Raw genomic sequence first — 411 nt, 5'->3', positions numbered from 1 at the left:
ACACAGATTGTCTGATGAAAAACAGCAGTAAAAATCTCTGCAGGCTTGTAGCTCAGGTGGTTAGAGCGCACCCCTGATAAGGGTGAGGTCGGTGGTTCAAGTCCACTCAGGCCTACCAAACTCCTTTTAAAGGATGAGCGGTACAGAGATTGCAAAACGATGGGGCTATAGCTCAGCTGGGAGAGCGCCTGCTTTGCACGCAGGAGGTCTGCGGTTCGATCCCGCATAGCTCCACCATCTTTTACTGCGAACACAAGAAAACTTCAGAGTGAACCTGAAAAGGTGCACTGCGAAGTTTTGCTCTTTAAAAATCTGGATCAAGCTGAAAATTGAAACGACACATCTTAATGGTGTGTTCGAGTCTCTCAAATTTTCGCAATCATGATTTGAACATTGTTCGGGTGTGGTGGT

At 46.7% G+C, this 411-nt stretch carries 2 tRNA genes; both read left to right on the top strand.

The features are described 5' to 3' along the window. Positions 1 to 41: 41 nt before the first annotated feature. Positions 42 to 118, top strand: a tRNA-Ile gene (locus INF77_RS22750). Positions 119 to 161: 43 nt separating this feature from the next. Next, positions 162 to 237, top strand: a tRNA-Ala gene (locus INF77_RS22745). Positions 238 to 411: the final 174 nt, after the last annotated feature.

This window comes from Enterobacter cloacae complex sp. P1B (genome assembly GCF_014982345.1).
GTDB lineage: Bacteria > Pseudomonadota > Gammaproteobacteria > Enterobacterales > Enterobacteriaceae > Enterobacter > Enterobacter bugandensis.
Note: the sequence above shows the minus strand (reverse complement) of the source record. Positions and strands in the feature narration are given on the sequence as shown.